The organism is Streptomyces sp. NBC_00259, from assembly GCF_036181745.1.
In the GTDB taxonomy this organism is placed as follows: domain Bacteria; phylum Actinomycetota; class Actinomycetes; order Streptomycetales; family Streptomycetaceae; genus Streptomyces; species Streptomyces pratisoli.
In genome coordinates this window covers 8,012,648-8,033,333 of the sequence record NZ_CP108080.1, presented here as the reverse complement: position 1 = coordinate 8,033,333, position 20,686 = coordinate 8,012,648, and the positions used below count along the sequence as shown (strand labels likewise).

Annotated in this window: 21 protein-coding genes and 3 pseudogenes; 12 read left to right on the top strand and 12 right to left on the bottom strand. The window is 69.7% G+C overall.

Annotated features, from left to right (window positions below):
* Positions 1-304: 304 nt before the first annotated feature.
* Positions 305-883: a fasciclin domain-containing protein gene (locus OG766_RS35975; RefSeq protein ID WP_328727329.1), complete on the bottom strand. Its 579-nt coding sequence runs from the start codon at positions 881-883 to the stop codon at positions 305-307.
* A 149-nt stretch (positions 884-1,032) separates the two neighbouring features.
* Here OG766_RS35975 and OG766_RS35970 point away from each other — a divergent pair, with 149 nt between their 5' ends.
* On the top strand, positions 1,033-1,995 hold the full coding sequence (locus OG766_RS35970; RefSeq protein ID WP_266389691.1) for a MerR family transcriptional regulator: 963 nt from the start codon (positions 1,033-1,035) through the stop codon (positions 1,993-1,995).
* Between the two features lie 60 nt (positions 1,996-2,055).
* Here the strand turns inward: OG766_RS35970 and OG766_RS35965 are convergent, their stop codons facing one another.
* From OG766_RS35965 to OG766_RS35935, 7 genes and pseudogenes are all read right to left on the bottom strand, one after another.
* A complete protein-coding gene (locus tag OG766_RS35965) occupies positions 2,056-2,712 on the bottom strand; it encodes an alpha/beta hydrolase (protein WP_266389689.1) in 657 nt (218 codons plus the stop codon).
* Positions 2,709-3,521 (bottom strand): DUF1295 domain-containing protein, encoded by an 813-nt coding sequence (locus tag OG766_RS35960; RefSeq protein WP_328727328.1) that lies wholly within the window; start codon positions 3,519-3,521, stop codon positions 2,709-2,711. Before OG766_RS35960 ends, OG766_RS35965 begins: the two co-directional genes overlap by 4 nt.
* Positions 3,518-4,834 carry a class I SAM-dependent methyltransferase gene (locus OG766_RS35955; protein ID WP_266389685.1) on the bottom strand — a complete coding sequence of 439 codons (1,317 nt, stop codon included), beginning with the start codon at positions 4,832-4,834 and terminating at the stop codon, positions 3,518-3,520. Before OG766_RS35955 ends, OG766_RS35960 begins: the two co-directional genes overlap by 4 nt.
* Positions 4,831-5,583, bottom strand: coding sequence for a DUF1365 domain-containing protein (locus OG766_RS35950; protein WP_266389682.1), 753 nt, complete (start codon positions 5,581-5,583; stop codon positions 4,831-4,833). The genes OG766_RS35955 and OG766_RS35950 overlap by 4 nt, the downstream gene beginning before the upstream one ends.
* Positions 5,580-6,836: an NAD(P)/FAD-dependent oxidoreductase gene (locus OG766_RS35945; RefSeq protein ID WP_266389679.1), complete on the bottom strand. Its 1,257-nt coding sequence runs from the start codon at positions 6,834-6,836 to the stop codon at positions 5,580-5,582. The genes OG766_RS35950 and OG766_RS35945 overlap by 4 nt, the downstream gene beginning before the upstream one ends.
* Positions 6,833-7,570 (bottom strand): sigma-70 family RNA polymerase sigma factor, encoded by a 738-nt coding sequence (locus tag OG766_RS35940; RefSeq protein ID WP_423247151.1) that lies wholly within the window; start codon positions 7,568-7,570, stop codon positions 6,833-6,835. The genes OG766_RS35945 and OG766_RS35940 overlap by 4 nt, the downstream gene beginning before the upstream one ends.
* Before the next feature lie 377 nt (positions 7,571-7,947).
* Positions 7,948-8,145 (bottom strand): annotated as a pseudogene (locus OG766_RS35935) (FAD-binding domain-containing protein); the annotation flags it as partial.
* Between the two features lie 32 nt (positions 8,146-8,177).
* Here OG766_RS35935 and OG766_RS35930 point away from each other — a divergent pair.
* Both OG766_RS35930 and OG766_RS35925 read left to right on the top strand, forming a co-directional pair.
* A protein-coding gene (locus tag OG766_RS35930; protein WP_443045589.1) for an IS5 family transposase occupies positions 8,178-8,995 on the top strand; the annotation gives its coding sequence in 2 pieces (ribosomal slippage) (positions 8,178-8,525 and positions 8,528-8,995; 816 coding nt in all).
* Positions 8,996-9,033: 38 nt separating this feature from the next.
* Complete coding sequence (locus OG766_RS35925) at positions 9,034-9,465, top strand: DUF4240 domain-containing protein (protein ID WP_328727326.1); 432 nt, start codon at positions 9,034-9,036, stop codon at positions 9,463-9,465.
* 67 nt (positions 9,466-9,532) lie between these two features.
* On the opposite strand, the pseudogene OG766_RS35920 reads toward OG766_RS35925, so the two are convergent.
* Positions 9,533-9,809, bottom strand: a pseudogene (locus OG766_RS35920) (transposase family protein); the annotation flags it as partial.
* A gap of 55 nt (positions 9,810-9,864) precedes the next feature.
* Between OG766_RS35920 and OG766_RS35915 the strand changes: the two are divergent.
* Positions 9,865-10,068 (top strand): annotated as a pseudogene (locus tag OG766_RS35915) (integrase core domain-containing protein); the annotation flags it as partial.
* 242 nt (positions 10,069-10,310) lie between these two features.
* On the opposite strand, the gene OG766_RS35910 reads toward OG766_RS35915, so the two are convergent.
* A complete protein-coding gene (locus OG766_RS35910) occupies positions 10,311-11,309 on the bottom strand; it encodes a hypothetical protein (protein WP_328727325.1) in 999 nt (332 codons plus the stop codon).
* A gap of 276 nt (positions 11,310-11,585) precedes the next feature.
* Here OG766_RS35910 and OG766_RS35905 point away from each other — a divergent pair, with 276 nt between their 5' ends.
* Positions 11,586-12,170, top strand: a complete 585-nt coding sequence (locus OG766_RS35905; RefSeq protein ID WP_328727324.1) for a CGNR zinc finger domain-containing protein — start codon at positions 11,586-11,588, stop codon at positions 12,168-12,170.
* A gap of 460 nt (positions 12,171-12,630) precedes the next feature.
* The gene (locus OG766_RS35900) at positions 12,631-13,362 is read left to right on the top strand and encodes a flavin reductase family protein (RefSeq protein ID WP_328727323.1); all 732 of its coding nucleotides are present in this window, start codon (positions 12,631-12,633) and stop codon (positions 13,360-13,362) included.
* A gap of 50 nt (positions 13,363-13,412) precedes the next feature.
* Here OG766_RS35900 and OG766_RS35895 read toward each other — a convergent pair whose 3' ends face one another.
* Positions 13,413-13,967 (bottom strand): GNAT family N-acetyltransferase, encoded by a 555-nt coding sequence (locus OG766_RS35895; protein ID WP_328727322.1) that lies wholly within the window; start codon positions 13,965-13,967, stop codon positions 13,413-13,415.
* Between the two features lie 241 nt (positions 13,968-14,208).
* Here OG766_RS35895 and OG766_RS35890 point away from each other — a divergent pair, with 241 nt between their 5' ends.
* The 6 genes from OG766_RS35890 to OG766_RS35865 all read left to right on the top strand — a co-directional run bounded on the left by OG766_RS35890 (position 14,209) and on the right by OG766_RS35865 (position 19,933).
* Positions 14,209-14,358 carry a hypothetical protein gene (locus tag OG766_RS35890; RefSeq protein WP_266389662.1) on the top strand — a complete coding sequence of 50 codons (150 nt, stop codon included), beginning with the start codon at positions 14,209-14,211 and terminating at the stop codon, positions 14,356-14,358.
* Between the two features lie 195 nt (positions 14,359-14,553).
* Positions 14,554-15,273, top strand: a complete 720-nt coding sequence (locus tag OG766_RS35885; protein WP_266389659.1) for a hypothetical protein — start codon at positions 14,554-14,556, stop codon at positions 15,271-15,273.
* 407 nt (positions 15,274-15,680) lie between these two features.
* Entirely contained in the window at positions 15,681-16,589 is a 909-nt protein-coding gene (locus tag OG766_RS35880; RefSeq protein ID WP_328727321.1) for a phytoene/squalene synthase family protein, read from the top strand.
* Positions 16,590-16,884: 295 nt separating this feature from the next.
* The gene (locus tag OG766_RS35875) at positions 16,885-17,598 is read left to right on the top strand and encodes a hypothetical protein (protein ID WP_266389643.1); all 714 of its coding nucleotides are present in this window, start codon (positions 16,885-16,887) and stop codon (positions 17,596-17,598) included.
* Positions 17,599-18,512: 914 nt separating this feature from the next.
* Positions 18,513-18,992: a hypothetical protein gene (locus OG766_RS35870; RefSeq protein WP_266389641.1), complete on the top strand. Its 480-nt coding sequence runs from the start codon at positions 18,513-18,515 to the stop codon at positions 18,990-18,992.
* 65 nt (positions 18,993-19,057) lie between these two features.
* Complete coding sequence (locus OG766_RS35865; protein ID WP_328727320.1) at positions 19,058-19,933, top strand: hypothetical protein; 876 nt, start codon at positions 19,058-19,060, stop codon at positions 19,931-19,933.
* A 100-nt stretch (positions 19,934-20,033) separates the two neighbouring features.
* On the opposite strand, the gene OG766_RS35860 is transcribed toward OG766_RS35865, so the two are convergent.
* Positions 20,034-20,567 (bottom strand): kinase, encoded by a 534-nt coding sequence (locus OG766_RS35860; protein ID WP_328727580.1) that lies wholly within the window; start codon positions 20,565-20,567, stop codon positions 20,034-20,036.
* Positions 20,568-20,686 lie beyond the last annotated feature (119 nt).

The window sequence follows — 20,686 nt, the reverse complement described above, 5'->3', positions numbered from 1 at the left end:
CCACCGGTCAGGGCTGGGAGGCCAGTGAGGCCTGGCTGGCATCGAGTTCGACGGTATTGCGCGGACTCATTCTCTCGGCCATGCGCCGCTCATTGTCGGGGTTGATCATGCGGTCGTTTGCCGACACCTGGTACCAGGTGGGCTTGGTTCGCCACGCTTCGCCGGACGCACGGTCGTGGGTTCGGGCCCCGCGCTGGGCCGGGGCGGAGCTGTTGGAAGCAGCACGTCAACGTGTGGGCGGCCTGGTGCGCGGTTCTCTGGATCGCTGAGGACAGGGGCGGGTCGGGGTGTCCGTCGGGGTGGTCTACTTCGGCATCAGTACGGTGTCGATGATGTGGACGGTCGCGTTGGATGTGGGCACGTCACCGCAGACGATCGAGGCTGTGCCGTTGATCTTGTAGGCGTCGCCGGATCCGCTGGTGGTGAGTGTGCCGCCCTCGAGGGTCTTGAACGACCCGTCGGCCAGGTCGGCTTTGTCGATCGCCTGGCCCGCCACGTGGTAGGTCAGGATCTTGGTGAGCATGGCCCTGTCGGCCGGGAGCTTGTCCAGGTCGGCCTTGGGGATCTTCGCGAAGGCGTCGTTGGTCGGTGCGAAGACGGTGATGTTCTCGGCGCTGTTGAGCGTGTCCACCAGCCCGGCCTGCTTGACGGTCGACGCGAGGGTGGACAGGGCCGGGTTGTTCGATGCGGCGGTCGCGACCGGGTCGTCGGCCATGTCGTCGAGACTACCGGCGCCGTTCTTGGGCACCGAGGCGCAGCCGGGTCCGAACGGCCCGTCCCTGTCCGTGGCCGATGCCTGCGGGGCCATCACACCGAGTGAGAGTGGGAGGGCCACGACGGCGAAGGCGGCGACAACACGGCGGCGGGTGAGCGAGGTGTTCATGACCTACTCCTCCTACGGAGCCGGGCGCCATGCGCCGCGGCTGTGGCTTGAGCGTTCTCTCACAGAGCTTCGGCGTGCACCCGGGTTCCGGATGTGGGTGAGCGCGACTTTTCGCCTTCGCATTGTTTGTGCGTCGTATCCTGGGCGGTATGTCCGAGACGACGCACGGCATCACGACGGGGGCCGTGGCCCGGCGCCTGGGCGTCTCCCCCACCACGCTGCGGTCATGGGACCGGCGGTACGGCATCGGTCCGGCGTCGCGCGAGGACGGACGACACCGACGCTGGTCACCGGCTGACGTCGCCATGCTGGAGGAGATGTGTCGGCTCACCACGTCCGGCGTGCCACCGGCCGAGGCCGCCCGCGTGGCCCGAATCCGGGCTGGGCAGCAGCCCGCGCCCCCGGTTCCCGACGCCGCCGGGCCCACGCACGCTCCGGGTTCGGGCAACGGGCTGCCGCTCGGCGTCGTCCACAAGGAGTTCCGGGGACTGGCCCGGGCGGCGGTGCGACTCGACAGCCCCACCATGGACACGTTGCTGCGTGATCTGGTGGCCGAGCGCGGGCTCGTCGTCTCCTGGGAAGAGGTGATGGCGCCTACGCTCCACGCCGTCGGCCGTAAGTGGGAGTCCTCGGACGACCGCTACGTCGAGGTCGAGCACCTGTTGTCCTGGCACATCTCCACGGCCCTGCGGCAGTTGGTCAGCTCCGCCCGTCCGCGCGTGGCGGACGCGGCCCCGGTCCTGCTGGCCTGCGTCCCCTCCGAGCAGCACACCCTCTCGCTCGAGGCCCTGGCCGCCGGCCTCGCCGAACGAGGGCTGCCGACCCGTATGTTCGGAGCGGCTGTACCGGCCGAGGCGCTCGACGCGGCGGTACGCCGCCTGGGCCCCTCGGCCGTCGTCCTCTGGTCGCAGTCCCGCTCCACCGCAAGTCACGCCCTGGCCCGGCACGTGGCGGAGACCGCGTTCGGCATCAAGGGCGCCCGGACCCACCCGCTGGTGCTGCTCGCCGGTCCCGGCTGGGCCGGCCGAGCAGCCGCACCGGGGATGCTACGGCCCGGTGGCCTGCGTGAAGCACTCGACATCCTCACTCGCCGCTGCGCACCCGCCGGCTGAGGCTGGGACGCCCGGCCGGCGCGGCGGCGCCGGACGGACTGGGTTCCATCTGACGCGGGCTCAGCCGCGTGGCAGCAAGGCGGCGGTGAGTTCGGCGGCACGGCGGTGCCAGCGGGAGGCGCCGCGGAGCATCGCGTGTCCTCCGGTGGGCATCGGAATCCCGACCGCCTCGGCACCGGCGGTCCTGGCCATGCGCACGAACTCCCAGGACTCCCGGGCAAAGGTGGTCCGGTCGGCCTCGTCGTGCAGCAGATAGATCCTACGCCCCGCGAGATGCTCGACGGGCTCCCCCGACGGGCACCAGGGAGCCAGGGCCACCACACCTCGGACCATCGGGTCGCGGGCGGCGCGCAGCGCGGCGCGGCCGCCCATCGAGTGGCCGATGAGAACGACGGGGATCTTTCCAGTCCTCTCCCACAGACGCTCGAGAGCGGCCTCCGCGTCCCGGGCGGCGTCACTGCGCGCACCGTTCCAGCCCCGGTGCCGGTAGCGGACCTCCGCGACGAGCACGTCCCGGCGGGTAAGAGCGCGGGCGACGGCGGTCGCGAACGGGCGCATGCGCAGGGCGGGAAGATTGACCAGGGGCGGCGGTTCCAGGCCCTCGGAGCGCCCGCCGTGCAACAGGAGCACGGCCGCGGCGGGAACGGCGGGCGCGCTCCTCACGACGAGGGAACCCGCTTCGCCGCGGCGGACCCCGCAGTTGACACCGGCCGTCATCGGGCGTCGGTCCGGGGCACACGCCGTGGAGGGCGAGGCAGGAAGCCGCTCGTACGGGCGGCGTAGGCCGCGTAACCGGGTCGCTGCGCCATATGGGCCTCCAGCAGTCGTTTACCGCTTCCCCAGATGAGCAGTCCGCTCATCACCAGAGGCGACACGAAGGTGAGTGCAGCAGTCTGCCAGCTCCCGCACGCGCTCAGATACAGCCCCCACCAGACCAGGAAGTCGCCGAAGTAGTTGGGGTGTCGGGTCCAGCTCCAGAGCCCCTGGTCCATGATCCGTCCCCGGTTCGCGGGGTCGGACTTGAAGCGGGCGAGCTGGTGGTCGCCCACGGCCTCGAAAGCCAGTCCCGCCGCCCACAGGGCGAGGCCGAGGACCAGCAGAGCGTCCACGCCCTCGGGCAGGTACGCCGCCGTCTGGACGGGCAGTGAGACGAGCCAGACGAGGGCGCCCTGGAGGAGGTAGACGGTGCGCAGCGCGTAGAGGGCCGGGTTACCGGGGGCGCGGGCGAGCATCCTCGCATAGCGGGGATCCTCGCCGTGGCCGCGTCCTCTGCGCGCGATGTGGACCGCGAGTCGCAGCCCCCAAACGCAGGTCGCCAGGGTGACGGCGAGCCGTCGGTCGTCGTCCCCGTACCCGGCGGAGAGCACCCAGGTGACGATGGCGACGGCGGTGAATGCGATTCCCCAGGCGATGTCGACGATCCGGTGGACACCCTTCAGCATGGCGACGGCGAAGGTCACGAGCATGACCGCGAGGGCGGCACCCGCCGAGGCGACCAGGTTGACCGCGAACGCCGTTGTCGTCATCGGGAGTCCTCCGTGGCCGGGTCGGCGGCGACCAGCCGGAGCTGGCGCACGTCGAGGTAGTGCGCGCGGAATCCCGCTTCGGAGTAGGCCAGGTACAGCTCCCACATGCGGCAAAAGACGTGGTCGAAGCCGAGTGCGGCGACCGCCTCGGACTGTTGGAGGAACCTCTTGCGCCACAGCCGCAGCGTCTCGGCGTAGTGGGCGCCGTAGCCGGTGTCGTGGGTGATGCGCAGACCGGCGGCGGCGCTCTCCTGGGCGAGGGCGTCCGGCGAGGGGATGAGGCCGCCGGGGAAGATGTACTTGCTGATCCAGGTGTGCGTCCGGGCGGTGTCGAGCATCCGCTCGTGCGGCATGGTGATGGCTTGCAGGGCCACGCTGCCGCCGGGCGCGAGCAGGCGGCGCAGGGCGGTGAAGTAGGCGGGCCAGTACTCGGCGCCGACCGCCTCGATCATTTCGACGCTGACGACCGCGTCGAAGCGGCCCTCGATCTGCCGGTAGTCGCACAGTTCGACGGTCGCCTGCCGGGTGAGTCCCACGTCGGCGATCCGGTGACGTGCGAGTGCGCGCTGCTCCTCGGAAAGCGTGATGCTCAGGACGTCGGCGCCTCGGGACGCGGCACGGATGGCGAGTTCTCCCCAGCCGGTGCCGATCTCCAAGAGGCGGGTCCTGGGGCCGACGCCGGCGAGGTCGAGCAGGCGGTCGATCTTGCGGTGCTGGGCGGCGGTGAAGTCCCGAGGCGTGGCGGGCAGGGTGTCGAACACCGCCGATGAGTAGCTCAGGCTCGGGTCGAGGAAGAGGGCGAACAGGTCGTTCGAGAGGTCGTAGTGGCGCTGGATGTTGTCGCGGGCGCCGTCGAGGGTGTTGCGGTCCTGTGCGGGGCGGCGGCGCACCCAGGCGCCACGCAGCCGGCGCAGCGGGGCGGGTACGAGGTCGTCCACGTGGGCGGCGAGGGCGGTGAGGACGCCGACGAGGTCGTCGCTGTCCCATTCCCCGGCCATGTACGACTCGCCGAAGCCGATGAGGCCGTCCGCGCCGACGCGCCGGTGGAACGCGGCCGGGTCGTGCTGGGTCAGGGTGGGCGACCTGTCCTCGCCCGCAGCCGACCGGGGCACGGGAACGGCGCCGTACGCGCCGCTGTGCCGTATCCGCAACGGCAGGCGGGCCAGGGCATGTTCGACGACGCGGCGCGCGATGGCCGTGCGCAGCGTGCGGGCGCGCGGGAGACGCGCGACATCGGGCCAGCGCTCCGCGTCGACGGACGAACGGCCGGAGCCCGCGGCGACAGGTGCGGCAGACGGGAGGGAGACAGTCACAGCATGCCTTCCTGGGTGGGTGGAACCGGTCGGGGACGAACGGGAAGTCCCTTGAGGTAGAGACGGATCCCGTGCCTGCGGATACCTGCGCTGACGGCGGCCGTGGACCAGGGGTGGCGCAGCGCGGCCGAGAGCAGGCTTCGCACTTCGGCAGGGCGGTGACTTCCCCGGACGGTGGCCGTGAGGGGCCGGCTGCCGTCGTCGTGTCGCAGCTGCACGGTGAGGTCGAGGCGCTCACCGGGCAGCGGCAGTCGCATCCGGTAGGAGCCTTCGACGCCGAAGAACGGAGAGACGTAGAACTCCTTGGCGACGTCGGCACGTCCGTGGGTGTCGGGCCGCAGGAGATAGCAGTGCCTGCCGCCGTAGGTGTTGTGCACCTCGGCCACCACGCAGACGGGGCGCCCGGCCCGGTCGTGGCACCAGTACAGCGTCAGCGGGTTGAACACGTGCCCGAACACGCGCGCATGAGTGAGCATCAGCACGCGGCCGTCGGCGTCCCCGATGCCGTGGGAGGCAAGGCAGGCGTCGAGGCCGGCGCGCAGCGTGGGTGCCCGGCCGCCGAAGTGGTCGCGGGGGTCGAAGCGGGCGAGGGAGCGCAGGAGGCGGGGCAGCCGCGGCAGGTCGTCGATGTCGACGAGCCACAGGTACGTACGCTGACGCAGGCCGTAGCGCACGGGGTGAGTTCGGGTGTGGGCGACCTCGCAGGTGTAGAGCGCCGGAACCGCGGGGGCCCTGGGTGGCGCGGTCACCAGTCGACCCCGAGCGCTCGGGCCGCTTCGACTCCGGAGCGGCAGCCGTCCTCGTGGAAGCCCCAGCCGTGGTAGGCGCCGGCGAAGGCGGTGACGGACGTGGCGAGGCCGGGGAGTTCGCGCTGGGCCGCGACGGAGCGGGGCGTGTAGAGGGGGTGCTCGTACACCATGCGGGCAAGCACTGTGCTCTCGTCGACACGGCCGTCGGCGTTGAGGGTGACGATGTGCGGCTCGTCCACGGGCAGGCGCTGGAGCCGGTTCATGTCGTAGCTGACCTGGACGGACCCGGGGCTCGCCGCGCAGGACGGGAGCCAGTAGTTCCAGGAGGCGCGGGCGTGCGCCGCGCGGGGCAGCAGTGTGGTGTCCCGGTGTAGCACGGTGGGGTTGCGGGAGTAGCTGAACGCTCCGAGGACCCGGTGTTCGTCGAGGGTGGCGTCGGCGAGGATCCGCAGGGCCTGATCGGGGTGGACGGCCACGACGACGGCCGCGTGGACGTCGGTGTCCCCGTCCTGGGTGGTCACGCGGGCGTGGTCGGCTCCGCGTTCGATCGCGCGGACGGGCGTGGCCGTGCGGATGGAGGCGAGGTGCTTGGCCAGCTGCTCCACGTAGGCGGCCGATCCGCCGGTGACCGTCTTCCACCGCGGGGAGCCGGTGGCGGAGAGCAGCCCGTGGTGGTCCAGGAATCGGAACAGGTACGAGGCCGGGTAGAGCAGGGTGGTGTCCGGCGCACAGGACCAGACCGCGGAGACGAGCGGGATGGCGAAGTGGCCGACGAAGTACGGCGAGAAGCCGCCGTGCTTCAGGAAATCTCCGAGGGTCGCGGTGGAGTCGCCGGAGGCGAGCAGGCGTCGGGCAGCGCGGTGGAAGCGCGGGATGTCGGCGAGCATCCGCAGATGGCGTCCGCGCCACAGGTTGCCGCCGCCGAGCAGACCGCGCGCACCTCGGGCACCCGCGTACGCGAGGCCGCAGCCGTCGCACCGGACGGACATGCTCATCTCGGCGTCCTGGGTGGCGACACCGAGCTCGCGGAAGAGCCGCAGCAGATTCGGGTAGGTACGCTCGTTGTGGACAATGAAGCCGCTGTCCACGCGCACGGTACCGCCCTCCCCGATCGGCAACTCGTGTGTGTGCGCGTGGCCGCCGAGCCGGGCGTCGGCCTCGTACAGCACCACGTCGTACGCCCGCGACAGCACGTGAGCGGCCGTCAGGCCGGCAACTCCCGCCCCGACGACCGCGACAGTTCGCCGGTTCATACGCTCCCCCTCGTGTTCCGGGCCTCCCGCGCACCTGTTGTGCAGAACGTCCCCACGGGTGTTTCGGCACGATCGGCCTTTTGGATGGGTGCACGTCCCTCGGACGCAGGCACGGCCCCCGGGTCGTCCGGAGCAGGTGGCCGGGCGGAGTCGGGCTTCTCCTTCGTCATGACGGCCGCGGAGTCCACGGCGAGGCGGCCGCGCAGCCGCTGCAGCCCTCGCCGCGCGTGGCTCTTGACGGTGCCCAGCGGCATGCCGGTCCGCCGCGCGATCTGCACCTGCGTCAGGTCTCCGAAGAACGCGAGGGTCAGGACGTCCCGCTGGACGCGCGGAAGCCGGGCGAGTTCGCCGGTGACCACGATGTGGTCGAGCAGGTGGTCGGATCCGTCGGCGGCCGGGGCGAGCGAGGGCAGCGCGGTTCCCGCGGCGGCGACGAGTTCGGCCCTGCGGGTGCGGGCGGAGAGCGTGTCGGCGATCTTGCGGCGCGTGATGCCGACCAGCCAGGCCGGGACCGCTCCCCGGTCGGGGCAGTACCTGTGGCGGCCGCGCCAGGCGGCGAGGAAGACCTGCTGGGTGACGTCTTCGGCCTCAATGGAGTCTCCGATCGTACGACTGGCGAGGGTGTACACGAGGCCGCCCCAGCGCCGGTAGGCAAGGGCCAGGCAGCGCTCGTCGTCGCGGACGAGTCCGGCGCCGATCTCCTCGTCCGTCGGCTCGTCGGCAGCCGTGGACACAGGTGCAGGGCGGTCGGGGTGCGGCGCGGACCGGCCGTCCGGGGCGGGACGCTTGGGCCGTGCGGCAGGGCGGTCGCCGCACGGGGGGAGGCCGCCGTGGAGCGGGTGAGGACCTCCGTAAACAGGGAGAGGGCGCAGGCGGCGCACCGTGAGCGCTGCGGTCATGACGACTCCTCCTCCGGCCCGGCGTGCGGGCCGGGCAGACGGGTCGGGCGTCCGCTCCTGCCGGACCGGGCCGCCGCCGGGGCCTGATACTCCAGCCCCCTCAGAATCCGGCGAACGGAAGCAGCGATTCAAGACGCATCGTTTGTGCATCGCCTTGTGCAACCGCAACCGGGGGTGGATCGGAGCGCGGTAGTTCCGGGTCCCGCAGGGGCTCAGTCCTGGCCGCGGGCCCGCCGGAAGCGCGCCAGGCCGTCGGCAAGCGCCACGATCGGTTCGGGGTAGTCGTAGGAAGCTCTATCCAGGCCGGTGAGCTTCCACGGCTCGTGGATCAACGGGGCTGCCAGACCGCCGAGTTCGGGGACCCAGCGGCGGACGTAGGCGCCGTCCGGGTCATACCTCTTAGACGTCGTTTCTTATGGCGTGATTGTTCGTTGAACCGTTCATGACGAATCTGATCGAGCGGCTGGTGTCGGACGAGTTGTGGGTCCTGTTTCGGCGGGTGGTGCCGCCGACGGAGGTAGTGCGCCCGCAGGGCGGGGGCCGGCGTCGGGCAGGTGACCGCGAGGCCCTGGCTGCGATCGTCTTTGTGGCTACCTCAGGCTGCACATGGCGCCAGTTGCCACCGGTCTTCGGACCGAGCTGGCAGACGGTCTACCGAAGGTTCGCCCAGTGGAGCCGAGCCCGGGTCTGGGCCAGGCTCCACCGCGTCATCCTCGACGAACTCGGAGCGCGAGGCGAGCTGGACTGGTCGCGGTGCGCGATCGACTCCGTCAGCCTGCGGGCTGCAAAGGGGGGCCACTGACGGGACCGAATCCGACCGACCGAGGCAAGTTGGGTTCGAAGATCCACCTGATCACTGACAGGAACGGACTGCCTCTCTCCCTGGGCATCTCCGGCGCGAACATGCACGACAGCCAGGGCCTGGAGCCACTCGTGCGCGGCATCCCACCCATCCGGTCCAGCCGCGGCCCACGGCGACGAAGGCCGGCGAAGCTGCACGCCGACAAGGGCTACGACTACGACCACCTGCGTCGATGGCTCCGCGAGCGGGGAATCCGCCATCGCATCGCACGCAAGGGCGTCGAGTCCTCGCAACGGCTGGGTCGCCATCGCTGGGTTGTTGAGCGAACCGTGTCCTGGTTGGCCGGCTGCCGAAGGCTGCACCGCCGCTACGAACGCAAGGACGAACACTTCCTTGCCTTCGTCGGCATAGCCGCAGCCCTCATCGGCTACCGCCGGTTGACCAGGGAGAACCCCTGACGTCCGACTTGTCACACCCTTCCGCCATGCTCTTTGGCATGAACGAAGACGTCTTCTGGCAGCTCATCGAAGAGTGCAGCCCCTCAACCCCGGACCCCGAGGGTGATCAGCTCGCCGCTGCCCTGACAGCCCGCCTGGAGAAAGGCCCTGTCGCTGACGTGGTCGGCTTCGCCGAGCAGCTCTCCTGGGCTCTGTACAGGTTGGACCGCCAGGAGTACGGCGACGGACTGTCGGGCGATGCGTTCTTGTACACCCGGGCGGCCGTCGTTGCGGCAGGGCGTGAGGAATACGAGAACGTACTTCGAGACGCAGAGCGTTTCGCACCGTTCGTCAACGATCTCGTGTGGGCCGAGGCGCTGATCTATGTACCCGACAACGCGTACAAGCACCTCACCGGCGAGGAATGGAACCGCAGCACTCGGTACAGCTACGAGTCATACTCCAACGCAGCCGGGTGGACCAACGCTTAGACGCCGACGGACGCCCTACCTCACCATCTGAAACGACGTCTAAGCGTCTGGGGAACAGTGAGCGTTTTCAGCGTTGCCTCTCCAGGGTGAGGACCGCTTTCGCGATGACGGTCATGCGGTTGGGGCTGATGCGGGATCTGCGGAAGATCTGCCAGGACTTCAGCCGGGCCATGCCGCGTTCGACGGGAGCTCGGGCCTGGGCGAGGGCCCGGTTGACGGTGCGCTGGGTGGCGGTGAAGTTCCCCGCCGGGCGGACGTCTGAGGCCGGTGGTGACGTGGGGACCGGCACCGGTGTAGGCGCGGTCGGCGAGGACGGGGACGCCCTGGCGTTCGCAGATCCGGATTCAATTCGCTTCCCTGGCAGCCGAGTTCGGGGTCCGGCTTTCGGTCGGCCGCACCGGTCAGTGCTGGGACAACGCGCTCGCCGAGTCGTTCTTCTCGACCATCAAACGCGAACTGCTCGGCACTTCCACCTGGCCCAGCCGGGCCGCCGCCCGCACCGCGATCTTCGATTTCATCGAGGGCTGGTACAACTTGCACCGACTGCACAGCAGCCTCGGCTACCTCAGCCCCGCCGAGTACGAGACCGCACTCGCAGCCTGACCACCACACCAATGGTGCCCGTCAAAGCGGAACAAGCTCACCATGCACCACCGCACAGTCGTGCCGAGCCCGAGTTTTGACGGCGCTTCACATCAGTGGTGTTGGCCATACGATCCGCGCAGAGCACCGTTCCCCAGCCTCGGCCGCTGCTCGCAGGCCGTGTCCTGCGCGCTGGAGCGGCAGGCGCCCCCGCCGGATCCGTAGGCCGTGCGCGAGCGGGGGCGGCTGCGCCTCGTCGGTGGCTATGCGGACGCGATGATGCGGCGGCGTCGCGCGTGCCAGAGCGTGGCTCCGTACAGAACGGTGAACGCCATGCTCACTGCGGTCAGGAGAATCCATGACAGCGCCCTCCAGCCGGCCACGTCGGTCCCGTGGAGCCAGCGGATCAGGAAGTTGGCGCCGGCCGCGACCGGGAACGAGAACACCCAGTACCCGTAGTGGAACGACTGCTGACGCAGATCCGGAAGCAGGAACGCGACAACCAGGAGTGTGAAGAGCAGCAGCCCGGCGAAGCCTTGGCCCACGACGTCGAACGTGCCCTGGTGGGCTGCTGTCCAGGCCAGGCCGCCGGTGGCCGGTGGGATGACCAGCACCGTGAGGGTGGGGCGGGCGGGGCGGGGCATGCCGCCGCCGTTGGCGACCAGGCCGCCGAGGATGACGGTGCCGAAGGCAAGCCAGTACAGGACTCCGACGGCGAAGGTCGCCGCGGCGACCTCGGGGAGCCGGAGTGTGGAGGCGGTGGCACTGGAGATGAACGGGGCGGACACCACCGGCAGCAGATATCCGGGGTGCAAAGGAGCCGCGGCGAGGCCGCCCGTGACCCAGTGCGCGAGGAGACGTGCGGCGATGATCGCGGCCGCCGCGGCGAACGCGGCATAGCCCCATCGGGCGGCGTCCAGTCCGAACCGGGAGAGGTGCCCCGCCGCGAGCATTCCGACGATGGGGATGTAAGCGAGGGTGAATCCCTGACCGGGGTGGTGCAGGTCATCGAGGACATTGCGCCATCGCCAGCCACCGTGGCGTATGTACTGCACCAGCAGGACCGCCCACACGAGGCCGCTCACGGCGAACAGCGCATCGCTCACCCAAAGAGGTGCGCCGAGGCCAGCCGTTGCGGACTGCCATGCACCGCCGAGTCCGGCGGTTCCGAGGGAGATCGACAGCAGGCCGATCCTCTCCGCGCGGAAGTCGGAGGATCCTCTCCCGTGGTCGGTGGGGCCGCTTCCCGCGGGGTCTCGCATCGGGGCGTGCGCGATCCGCTGTGGTGCGGCGGACCCGTGCACCGTTTCCTGGTGTGTGCCGAGCGGTTGCATGAAGACCTTTTCTGCCCTTTCCGGAGCTCTTGCCCAGCGGGGCGCGATACGGCTGGCTGGGGGAGGTTGCGTCGTCGACACCGGGCGATCCGGTGGCGAAAGCAGACCGGAGTGGTCGCGACGGTCGACCACCATACCCATAAGAATCAAAAGTCGTACACTTATGTTCCCAGGCGGGAGACATGACTACGAGGAGTGATCGGAATGAGTTGGCCGGCCACGGCCCGCTACGACAAGGACCCGGCCCCGGGAGGGCTTGCCTTCGCCCAGGACCTCATGAACACCATCGCCGCCGGCAAGCCGCGCACGAAGGATCTCCTCCAAGACCTCACCGACGCCCAGGATTGGCTCGATCAGGCACTGGCGGAATGGGGTCGGATCACGGACACCCCCCTGGGCAGTGTCGAACTCGACCTGCACACCCTGGAGGAGCTCCGCAGTTTCCGCGACGATCTGCGCCGGGCTGCCGGACAGGACGGCGACGCCATCCTTCCCCCGGTACACACTGCGGCTGTCGCCCTGCAGCTCGGCGCGGACGGGCAGGTTCACGTGGAGCCGCGCGGCACCGGCTGGCGTCGGGTGGCGTCCCTGACCCTGATCGAGATCTTCCAGGCCCAGCAGGCAGGCACGTGGCAGCGGCTGAAGCGGTGCCGTAACGACCACTGCCGGACGATGTTCTTCGACCGGTCGCGCAACAACAGCGGAGTCTGGCACGACGTCAAGGTGTGCGGTAACGCGGCGAATCTGCGGGCCTACCGGGCGAGGCAGCGGGCCAAGGCCGATTCGTAGGGCTTCACACCGGCCGGCCGGTCACCGGTAGGCGGGGCTGCCCACCCGACCCGAGTTGGACAGCCCTGCTGTGTAGCCGCGTACGGCTCCTCAACCCTCCGAGAAAGCGGGGCGCGCCGCGGACAGCGCCGGCCTCGCCGTACGCCCCGCCCTGTGACGCCGGGGCGATGCCCGGAGGTGCGGCGACAGCGACCCAGCCGCGGCACCTCGTGGACACTTCCTGCGATCCCGCGGTCACCGAAAGTTGCATTTCCCTCTCGCCCCGGCCAGGCGGGCATCTTTCGAGCGACCCACTTGTTAGACATAGGCAAAGAGCTTACGGTTACGTCGTTGCGAGGCTCGTTGATACGCCTCGACCGCTCCGGCGGCGTGGCATCACCGCACGAGCCGCTCCAGCGGCGGAAGACCGTACGACGCGCAGCGCCGTCCCTGTGCCGCGTCCCGAGCCAGGAGGGTCCCGATGATCATCGATGCCGCGGAGCTGGACGCCGCCTCCGCGTACAAACTGCTGATCGGCAGTGTCATTCCACGTGCCGTCGCCTGGGTCAGCACGGTCTCCCCCGAGGGCGTCGCAAACCTCGCGCCCATCTCCTTCTTCACCCCCGTCGGGCGGAAACCGCCCATGGTCTCCATCACCCTGCAGCCGCGGTCGGACGGAGTCACGATGAAGGACACCTTCGTCAACGTCCGCGACACGGGCGAGTTCGTCACCAACCTGGCGACGCTGCCGCAGGCGGACGCGATGCACGCATCGGCGTTCGAGTTCGACCCGGGCGTGGACGAGTTCGAGGCGCTGGGACTGGAGAAGGAACCGTCCGAGGTGGTGCGCCCGCCCCGGGTCAAAGACGCGCCGATCGCGTTCGAATGCGTCGTCGACCGCATCATTCCGGTCGGGGACGACGGTGTCGATCATGTGGTGTGGGGCAGGGTGGTGCGGTTCCACATCAGGGACGACCTCTATCTGGAGCGAGGGCGGATCGACACTGCCGCGCTACCTGCCGTCGCGCGGCTCGCGGGCGAGTACACCGTGGTCGACAACGTCTTCACCACGCCACTGGACGAGGTGCTCAAGGCCCGGCACGGTCACCGGATGCGGAGCCTGGACGCACAGGGCGCACAGTCAGCCGGCTGGTGCCCGCTCGACGGCAAGGACCGGTCCCCCTCGGGTGCGGCGTCCGCCTCCGGAACATAAGCCGCACGATGAGAACGGAACGCATCGGGGAGACCGACGTGCGCTTCCGCTCATTCTGCCGATGGGCAGTGGTGACCGCGGCCTTCCCGCAGCCGGTCCCCCGGCAAGATCGCATGCACCAGGTCGCGCTGATACCAGGTGCCTGGCTTACCGCCGAGGTGGGCCGGGTCGGCGGGGCCGACGGGGACGAACCCGGATTTGGTCAGCACCTTCTGGGACGCGGCATTCCGGCGGACGGTGGCCGCTCGCAGTGTACGCAACCCGTACTGGGCCGCGGCCAGTTGGCACAGCTCCCGGACGGTTGTCGTCGCCACGCCTCGGCCGGCGACGTGCTGCGCGACCCGGTAGCCGAGTTCCGCAGTGTGGTCTTCGATGTCGACCAGGTTGAACCTACCGAGTACCGAGCCGTCCTCAGCGACGAGCACGTGGAAGGCGCAGATGCCGGCCTCCTGCTCAGCCAACAAAGCGTTGTACCGGTCGGTGAACTGGTCGAAGAAGTCGTCGCCGCGGTCGGGGACCGAGGCAGCGAAGTAGGCGCGGTTCGCCAACTCGAAGGCCAGGACCTCCGGGGCATGGCCGGCATGCAGCCGCTGCAACTCGGGCATTGCCCGACTCTACCCAGATGGTGCGCCGAGGCCACCTGGTTTCCTCCAGCGGCAGACAGCCCCAAGCAAGGCACATAAGGATCTACGGCTGGAGTACCACGAGCAAGAGCTGCGCCGCATGCGCCGGACGGCGTGTTCGACCCGGCCTGCACTGCCGCCCTCGACTGGTTCCGTCGGCACCTCGCCCGAAACCGAGTACTGAAACGCGAAGTTTGTGACACAAAGTCTGATAGGAACGACCATGCCCCACCTGACCTGCTCCATCGACGACGGCATCGCCATGCTGGTCCTGAGCAACCCGCCGCAGAACCGCATCGACGCACAGACGGCCCCGAACTCGTCCAGGCCTTCGAGATGGTCGGCCGCAGCAGCGCCCGGGCCGTACTCGTAGGCACCGCAGGCCGCCCGGACTTTCAGCCGGCTCGAGGGCGTGGCTCGACGCTGAAGCACCCGCCCCGAACACCGCCGCGCTGAACGGAACCGGACCGTCACACGGAAATGGACCGACCGACGGAGAACGGAAATCGGGCCGACCGGCGGGACCGACCGGCAAGCCCCACCCACAGGATGCACGGAAGAGATACACATGAACGAGCTGCTCGCCCAAGCCATCGAAGCCCACGGCGGAATCACGCGCTGGAACGAACTGACCGAGGTGCGGGCCACCATCGTCAGCGGGGGCAACCTGTTCGCCATCAAGGGCCTGCCGCAGGATCCCGCACCGCGTGAGATGACCGTACGGCTGCACGAGGAACACGCATCGGTGAAGCCCTTCGGCGCCCCCGACCAGAAGACCGACTTCACGGCCCGACGAGTGAGCATCGAGAAGCTCGACGGGCACGTGGTGGCCGAACGCGACGATCCGCGAGCCTCATTCGCCGGCCACGTCCTGGAGAGCCCCTGGGACCCGCTGGACCGCGCCTACTTCAACGGCTACGCGTTGTGGACCTACCTCACCACCCCCTTCCTGCTCGCCATGCCCGGCTTCACCGTCACCGAGATCGAACCCTGGCAGGAAGGCGACGAAGCCTGGCGGGGCCTGCGCGCGACCTTCCCACCCCGGATCGCCAGCCACTCAACCCACCAGGACTTCTACTTCGGCCCCGATCGGCTCCTGCGCCGTCACGACTACCACGTCGACATCGCCGGCGGATTCGCCGCCGCGCAGTACGTCCACGACTACGTGGAAGCCGACGGCATCCTGCTGCCCACCAAACGCCGCGCTCACCTCCGCGACCCCGAGGGTCACCCGATCGCGGACAAGATCATGGTCTCGATCGACCTCAGCAACGTCCACTTCAGCTGACAGAAGACCTCACCCGACGGCCCCCGGGTCCCCGGCCCCCTGCCATCACCCAGCCGGCGCCTTCCGACCGCGTGGTCGTCGTTCCCACTCCAACGCGCCCTGGGCAGGGGGAAGCCACTGCCCAACGGCGAGGTGTCCTGACCCGCTGGACGCCCGTCACGACCGATGGCCGCGCGGCTACGATGACCTGGGAGTCTTCAGTCCGGCACGGCGCAACGCCAAGTCAGGGACACGAGTTGGCGGGCCTGTGCGTCGGGCGGTCGTCCTGGGCAGGAGCTTCGCCGACCCGCTCGCCGCGCGCGTCCCGAGCGGACATGCTGAACGAGGTTGTCGTGGCGGCGTGCGCAACGCTCCGCCGCTGAGTCCCCAGTCAACTGCCGTCGTCCGACCGAAGGAACAGAGCCACCATGCCCACCTGGTCTCGCACACTCGACGAAGCCGGCGTCTCCGATCCGCTCCTGCGGAGGGATTACACCGAGCAGCGGCGCCTGGTCGCCCGCTTCGCCCGCGCCGAGTACATGGCGGTCCGGTTGCTGTTGCCCGCCGCTGTCGTCCCGGACGTCATTGCCGCCACCGCATTCATGCACCACAGCGACAACCTCATCGATCAAGGACCCCTCGACGAGCGGCTGAAGGCACTCGAGTCCTGGGAGATTCAAGTGAAGGACGCCTTCGACAGCGGCTCGACAGACCAATCAGTGCTGCGCGCGCTGGTCCACACCGCCGGCCGACACGCACAGTTGGAGGGGCACGTCCAGGCTTTCCTCACCGGAGCTCCTGCAGAAGTGCACTGGGAAGGCTTCGACACGGACGACGACTTCCGAAGGTACGTCGACGCCTACTCGCACCCGGCTTTCATGCTTATCGCCTGTCTGCTCGAGCCCCCGGCACAGGCTGATGCCTATCGCACGGGATGCCGAACGTTCATCGAGTCGAGTCAGCGGCTCGACTTTCTGGAGGACCTCGCTGACGACCTCGGGACCGGACGCCTTGGCCTTTCACAGGAGAGCCTCGCGGCCTTCGGCATCACGCGTGCTCAACTGGAGCGGGGGGAGAGCTCAGAGGGACTCGAGAAGCTGACTTGTCATCAGGTGGAGCTGATCCGGCCAGGGCTCGTCGCCTCCCAGAGCCTTGCCGACCTTGTCGACCCTCGCAGCAGGCAGTTCATGACCGCGCTCGTGTCCCTGCAGCAGATACGGCTCCAGAAAGTCGAGGAGACGGGAGTGTCGCTCCTTCGCAAGTCCCCGAGCAAGCCGATCGCGGCCTCCCTTCGCGTGCTCGCTCGTGCCTACCATGCTGCCCGCCGCGCACGGTGATGCGGAGCGTTTCGTCACGCCGCACTGATACGTGTCCGTGAGCGCGGTGACGTCGGCGTCTTGCTGGTCGTAGGCATGTTGGGCGTTGGGGATTTGTTTTTCGGTACCCGGTGTGTCAAGGAGCCCCAACGACCCACATGCGCAAAGGAAAACACCTCATGCCGCCGGGCCGCAGGCGTCTCAGCTCCCCACTGGCGGACGAGTCGATGTGCCATTTGCTGTACAACAGCCGTACGCTGCAGTCACAACAGCGGGCATGTCCCAGATGCTCACCCTCACGTCTCAGGAGCACATCATGACAACGGCAGCCACCGCAGTGAACAGTGTTGAAACGACAACTGCCATGCTCCAGGCGGAGCTTCCGCAGCTCGAGAAGCACCAGCAGGCGCTCCAGGAGGAGCTTGCAGCCGTGTCGGTACGTCTGGAATCGGTCCGCGGGGCGTTGACGGCGCTGAGCGCCCTGTCAGCCAGCGCAATCCCGCACCCCCGTGTCGCTGAGCCCGATGCCGGCGCCGACACCGAGGAGGCCGCAGCCCCGAACGAGCCTGCCGCCGTCGAGAAGAGCCCGGCACCCGAACCGGCCACGGGCGAGGTCGCCGCGACCGACGAGCCTGCGCCGGCACCGCAGGAGACGGCACCCGTGCGCAAGGCCCGCAAGGCCAGCGCCAGCACCGCGAAGAAGAACGCGGCCAAGTCGGCGGACAAGCCGGCCAAGCGCCGCCCGGCCGCGAAGCCCACCCCTGTCAAGGCAGCGAAGAAGACCAAGCAGTCACCCAGCACCACGGCCTCCGACACAGCTCAGGACACCGGTGGTCTCACCGAACAGGTGATCGCGATCCTGGGCCGCAATGCCGATGTTCCGCTGCGTGCCAGGGACGTGGCCGAGGCCCTCGGCCGTGACGAGAGCACCGGCAGCATCAACGCCGTCCGCAGCACCCTCGACCGCCTCGTCGCTACTTCCCGCGCCCACCGTGCCGGACGTGGCCTCTACCAGGCGCCCGCCGCCTGAACCTCGCAGCCGCCGACGGGTCCCGTGACGGTGTGAGCCTTTCGCATGGGGAACGGTCATGGGGGCACGTCCCCTGACGGACGTGCCCGACCTGCCCGGGATGCCGTCGTCATCGTAGGTCCCCTCGCACGGGCCGGGCCTGGCCCGCAGAGGACCGAGGTGTGACCTGCGCACAAGCTTCCTCCTGTGCGCAGGCGCCGGATGACGTGCTGGCACCGCACCTCGGGGCAGCAGGAGTCCGGAGGGGGCGTCTGCCAGAGGATGGGGCTCTTCCCCCGCGTGAACGCGGGGCTGCCCCGCCCTGCCGGCCGCACTGCGCGGCTGACTTGCCCGGCCATGCCCGACGGCCGTTCGCCTTCCTGGTGTCACCGCGTTGAGAGTGAGACGGCCTCGACGGACTCGTCTGTCACCGATGGACGCAAGTACCAGCCCTGGGTGCGCAGTTCGTTCCGGGCTGTCGTCGCCGGTCCACCGTACGGTCTTCGAGACGGCATGGGCGGCGGCCGAAGGCGCACGTCCTCGCCGCGCCGGCGTCGCAGGAACAGGCGTGGAGTCCCGAGGTCGACCCCCCGGTCATGGTGTCTCACTCACCCCACTACGTTGCCCTGGCACCACCGCGCACTCTCTCACCAAGGCCTGGTTCCCCCGGGGTACGTCGAGGGCAGTTCGGACTTGGCCTAGACCTGGTGCCCCGTGCGGAGCGGGTCCTACACTCGCCGTGGCCCTGGCACAGCGCCACGGCCCTGCCATATCCGCCGAACAGATGCGCGGCCTGTGTGATCTAGGGAAGGCATCCCTGCTCGTCGGCATGCCGTGACCAGCCCGGCCGTATGTCCGTTCCTCACGCCCTGGCGAGGCAGTCCCACGTGCTCCACCCGCTACGCCCGTACGCCACGGGCGCCGAAGGGAGAACCATGGACCCACGCAAGCGCGTCCCGATCCGGGGCAGAGCCGCCGTTACTCTCGGGCTCGCCGCCGCCCTCACCACGGTCGCCGGTCTCGCCGCCGCGCCGGCCTCGGCCGGCACCAACTGCGAAGGCGGCTACCACTGCGTGTTCTACTTCGACTTCAGCAGTGCCAAGCACGGCTACTTCACCGGTGACCCGGACTTCTCCAACGACACGTTCAACCAGGGCGGCTCGTCGGGCCGGGGCACCGGCGTCAACAACAACGCCTGGGCCGCCAGCAACTCCAGCACCGGTGGGTACTACAGCCTCTACTACTACAACACCGGCCGCACCGGACCCCTGGTCTTCTGCGTCAGGCCGGGCAGCCAGGTCGGCCGCGAGCAGCTCTCCACGAACAACGTCGCCGGTGACGGCATCGGGCAGCGGGACGAGGCCAGTTCGCTGGAGCTGCGGGACAGCGGATGGATCCCCGGCGGATGCTTCTGATGCACGGGAGCCGGCGCGGCGGGGCACCACGCCTCCTTCGGCCGGGCCATGCCCGCCGTAACGTCATGGTGGCGTACCTGCTGCTCGTGACCGCGCTGGGTGCCCTGGCGGCCTCCGACGGGCCGCCAGGGACACCGGGGCGAACCGAGATGTCGGCGGCGCGAACCCAGGCGCCGGTGCCGCGAACCCAGGCGTCACCGACCGACCTGCACCGGCTGCCGCCGATCTACGGCATGACCCACCGCTGGTCCGCCGCCGCGGAGCGCATCCAGCGCGCACATCACCAAGTCGTCGGCGCTTGCATGAGCCGCCTCGGCTTCGCCTATCCGCCGACCCCACCACCCAGCACGTCCCGCAGCGAGGATCCCTGGCCCTTCCCGTTCGGTTTCGAAACGACGGACCAGCTCCAGCCGCGCCCGGCGCAGCCCGCGCCCGCGGAGACACCGCGTGGAGAGGCCTTCGAGAGGGCGTTGTTCGGCGACCCGGACCACCGTGTCACCGCACGCGGAGCGAAGCTGACGGTGAACCGGCCCGCGACCGGCTGCCTGGCCGAGGCCGACGGACGACTCCAGGGCGAGATGCGGATCCGCAGCATGCAGCTGTCCATACTGCTGTACGAAGCGGAGACGACCGCGTTGCAACTCCTCGACGCAGACGCCGCGTTCCGCGGTGCCACCGAGCAGTGGCGACGATGCGTCCAACGGGCGGGCTTTCCCGTCCGCGATCCGCGCGACCTCTTGCGGAAGAGTTCCGCCCAGCCGGACCCGGCGGCCGCGCAGGCCGACGTGCGGTGCAAACGCAGTACGGGCTACCTCACCACCGCCTACGACCGACTCGCCCGCATCCAGCAGCGCCTGCTCGACAAGGATCCCTCGCTGGCCAGAGACTGGGCCAGGATCCAGGCACGGCAGGACTCCGTGGCCAGGGACGTGCTCCCGTAGACGCCCTCGTCGGCCGGCAGGTGAGGCGGGCGGACGCACCAAGCACGGCACTGGCCGTGGGCCCCGGGAGTGCACAGCGGATCCCGGGGTGCTCGCGCTGTCAGTCCTCCAGTGAAGGAAGGGCGGCCAGGCCGGTGTCGAGCATGATGCGGTCGATCGTCCGGGTGAGGGCGCTGCCGGCGTCGATGACCGTCTCGGTGACGCCGGGGAGCAGGTCGAGTTCGCGGTACCACTCGCGCAGCTCCCGCTCGCCGACCTTGTCCGCGATCGGCTTGGTGGCATGGCGGGCGAGTGTCTCCTCGAACGGCACATGGAGGTAGTACCCGTGGGTCGAGCCGCGGTGGTCGGCGCGCAGGCGGGTGAGCATGGTGCCGTAGTGGTCGGCGTAGAGGATGCCTTCGAGGACGACGTGGTAGCCGGCGTCCAGGGAGTAGCGGGCGACGGTGTCGATCAGGCCGATGTTCGCCGCCCCCGGCCGGTCGCGTTCGCGCAGGACGACTCTGCGGAGGTTGTCCTGGCCCACCAGGGCCAAGCCGCGGCCGAAGCGGTCGCGGATGCCGGCCGCGACGGACGACTTGCCCGAGGCGCTGTTCCCGCGCAGGATCACGAGCCGGGTTCTTTCGGTGCCCACCATCATCCGGGCGAGGCTACCGGCGACCGCCGACAGTGGCGGCGCGGACAGCGCCGGGAGGTGCGGCGTGGTGGTGCCACGCGCGGTCCAGGGCCCGTTGCGGGCCGGGTATCCGCAGCCTC